General features: G+C 48.8%; 3 protein-coding genes. All 3 read left to right on the forward strand.

Features of this window, described 5'->3' with window-relative positions; genetic code table 11:
• A partial coding sequence (locus ACFQ2T_RS13190) for a hypothetical protein (RefSeq protein WP_379035191.1) occupies window positions 1-276 on the forward strand: 276 nt, incomplete at its 5' end.
• A 241-nt stretch (window positions 277-517) separates the two neighbouring features.
• Entirely contained in the window at window positions 518-742 is a 225-nt protein-coding gene (locus tag ACFQ2T_RS13195) for a hypothetical protein (RefSeq protein WP_379035193.1), read from the forward strand.
• Between the two features lie 204 nt (window positions 743-946).
• A partial coding sequence (locus tag ACFQ2T_RS13200; protein ID WP_379035195.1) for a methyl-accepting chemotaxis protein occupies window positions 947-3,504 on the forward strand: 2,558 nt, incomplete at its 3' end.

Here is a 3,504-nt window from a genome sequence, read left to right on the forward strand (position 1 = left end):
CTGGCTGACGCCATCAGCCAGTTCAAACTGGAAGGCAAGAGCTTTGGTGGCGGGCATGCGGTGACGCATAAACCGGCAGCCAGACCGTCAACGGTGAAGATAGCCTCCAGTCAGCATACTGCACAAAAGAGTAGCAGCTATACGCCCAGGTCAGGCTCAGAGAGTGGATTTGGCAAGTCGGCATCCGGCGGCAGCAACAGTAGTAGCCCACCACCGGTAAAGTCTAATGCCGCCAAACGTACCGGCACAGATGACAGTGACTGGGAAGAGTTTTAACTGAGTCATTGTTACACCAAAAGCCGACCTCAATAGGGTCGGCTTTTTTGGGTTTTAAGACTAATGATTGGAGTGGTTAAACTGGGTTGAAAATGCAACCAAAAGTATCTTAAATGTTGCAATAAATATATTTTGTAACTGAGGTGTAAGTATTCTCAAGTTTTCCTCAAAGCCTTCGTAAACACAGTTAAGTGGTAGACATAACCGCTATAACCAGATTTAAAACTTTAATGGAGACTTTATGAAACACACGTTTAAAACTGCCGTCGCTTTATGCGCATTATCTGTATTGTCCGGTCATGCGCTGGCAGCTGAAGTATGTACAGTATCAATGATGGGTCGTGTTTGTTACGAAGAAGGTAGTGCTGAACTGACTGCTACGCACATGAAAGGTGATGCCGTGGCTGAATCTTCTGCAGCCAAGAAAAAAACTGATGTAGCTGATGCATCAAAAGTAAAAAAATAAGCAAAGCATCGCTTAAGCAGAGGCCCCTTATTTGATAAGGGGCTTTTTTATTCAGGCCCGGATTTCGCAATTTGAAAACTTGAGCCTGAAAAGAACGAATAAAGCGCATTTTATCGGCTGATAGAAAATGACTAGGGTGTAACAACATAGTATGCAAGCCAAATTATGGCGAAAAAAAATTAACGTATCTGGAGTATAAAAATTATGAGCGTCGCAAAAAGAATGTACATTCTGATTGTCGTGGCAGCTTTGGGGCTATTCACACTGACTGGTATCAGTTATTTTCAGACTGAGAAAGTATATGGTTATACCAATTATGCCAATGAAACGGCTGCGCCCAGTATTGAGGTATTAGACGAAACACTGGCCGCATTTGAGACATTAAACAGTCTGATCTGGCAGCACATGCTAAACACTGATAACGGCAAAATGCAGGTGATTGAAAAACAGGTTGCCGAGACCCATGGCAAACTGATGGCTGCGCTCAAAAAATATGACAAATATGTGAGTAATGCCGATGATAAGGCACTGCTGAAAAAAGACTACGATGCGATCAGTGCATATGATGGTTTAGGCAGTAGTGCACTGACCTTGTCTCTTTCGAACAAAAAAACAGAAGCACGCGATGTGCTGCTGGCGAACCAGGCTGTGATCAGTCGTGTGCAAACGGCGATCAGTCAGCATCGTCAATTTAATAATGACCAGGCACGCGCAAACGCCAGCCAGGCTTTAAGTATTAAAAATCAGGCCATGATACTGCTGTTTGCGATTGCACTGATTGCACTTGCGATTGTGGTTTCAATTGGCTTGCTGATCAAACGCAATATGTTCAAGCAATTAGGCATGGAGCCTTCACAATTAACCGTGATTGCACGTAACTTTGGTGAAGGTAACCTCAACCAGAAGATCGAATTGCCTGCAGATGACAAAAGCAGCGTGGCTTACTCTATCCGCGTTTTGCAAAAAACGCTGGATGGCCTGGTGCAGTCTCTTAACTATGTCAGCCAGCAACATGATGAAGGCGATATCGATTGTTCTGTAGACGAAACCCGCTTCAAAGGTGGCTACGGCGAAATGGCGGCAGGCATCAATAAAATGGTGGCTGGCCACATTGCCATGAACAAGGAAGCGATTGAAGTGGTAAAAGCGTTTGGTGAAGGTAACCTGGATGCGCCATTGAAGCAGTTTCCGGGCAAAAAAGCCTTTGTCAACGAAGCCATTGAACAGGTGCGTGGCAATATCAAACGCCTGGTCAGTGATGCAGATGAATTGTCCCATGCCGCTGTAGAAGGTCGTTTAGCGACACGCGCTGACGCTTCCCGTCACCAGGGCGACTTCCGCATGATTGTGGAAGGCCTGAATAGCACACTGGATGCGATCGTGAAGCCGCTGAATGTGACTTCCGGCTACCTGGATAACATTGCCAAGGGCAATATCCCGGCCAAGATCACCGAGCAATACCAGGGCGATTACAGCCTGATCATCAATAACCTGAATACGTGTATCGATGCTGTGAATGCACTGGTGGCAGATGCCAACGAACTGGCAGCAGCTGCGCAAAACGGTGCCTTGTCTACCCGTGCAGATGCCGGCAAGCACAATGGCGACTTCCGTAAAGTGATTGATGGCCTGAACAGCACGCTGGATGCGGTTGTGAAACCACTGACAGTGACTTCAGAGTACCTGGAGAATATTGCCCGTGGTCATATCCCAGCCAAGATTACCGATCATTATCCTGGCGACTACAGCCAGATTATTGATAACCTGAACACCAGTATCACAGCAGTGAACAACCTGGTTGCAGACACGAATCTGCTGGCCGAAGCTGCCGGTGAAGGCCGTATTACCGTACGTGCCGACGCTGACAAGCACCAGGGTGACTTCCGCAAGATTATCGAAGGTGTCAACAGCACCCTGGATATGGTGGTAGACCCTATCATTGCCGTGACCGAAGCCGTAGAAACCATCACTACAGCAGCCAATGAAATCTCCAGCGGTAACGCCGACCTGTCAGCCCGTACGGAACAGCAAGCGTCCAGCCTGGAACAAACCGCTGCCAGCATGGAAGAACTGGCTTCAACCGTGAAACAGAATGCCGAGAACGCCAAACAGGCGAACCAGCTGGCATTGACTGCTTCTGATGTGGCTGTCAAAGGCGGTGCCGTGGTCAACGAAGTCGTCGCGACCATGAGTGCCATTAACGATAGCGCCAAGAAGATTGAAGACATTATCTCCGTGATTGACGGTATTGCCTTCCAGACCAATATCCTGGCCTTGAACGCAGCGGTGGAAGCCGCCCGTGCAGGTGAGCAGGGCAGAGGCTTCGCAGTGGTCGCGGGTGAAGTGCGTAATTTGGCACAACGCTCAGCCAGTGCAGCGAAGGAAATTAAAGAGTTGATCACAGACTCAGTGAATAAAACCACTGAAGGAACGCGACTGGTTGAGAATGCCGGTAGCACCATGGAAGATGTGGTGTCTTCTGTACAACGTGTGGCTGACATCATCAGTGAGATCTCGGCCGCTTCTGCCGAGCAGACCACCGGTATTGACCAGGTCAACCAGGCAGTGACCAGCATGGATGAAACCACACAACAGAATGCGGCCCTGGTGGAAGAAGCAGCTGCCGCTGCTGAATCACTGGTAGACCAGGCTAACCAGCTGGCTGACGCCATCAGCCAGTTCAAACTGGAAGGCAAGAGCTTTGGTGGCGGGCATGCGGTGACGCATAAACCGGCAGCCAGACCGTCAACGGTGAAGATAGC

Origin of the sequence: Methylophilus flavus (assembly GCF_042678905.1) — a bacterium.
Taxonomy (GTDB): domain Bacteria; phylum Pseudomonadota; class Gammaproteobacteria; order Burkholderiales; family Methylophilaceae; genus Methylophilus; species Methylophilus flavus.

Coding starts and splice junctions, on each gene's coding strand:
- ACFQ2T_RS13195 (WP_379035193.1), top strand. CDS start 518: ATGAAACACACGTTTAAAACTGCCGTCGCTTTATGCGCATTATCTGTA.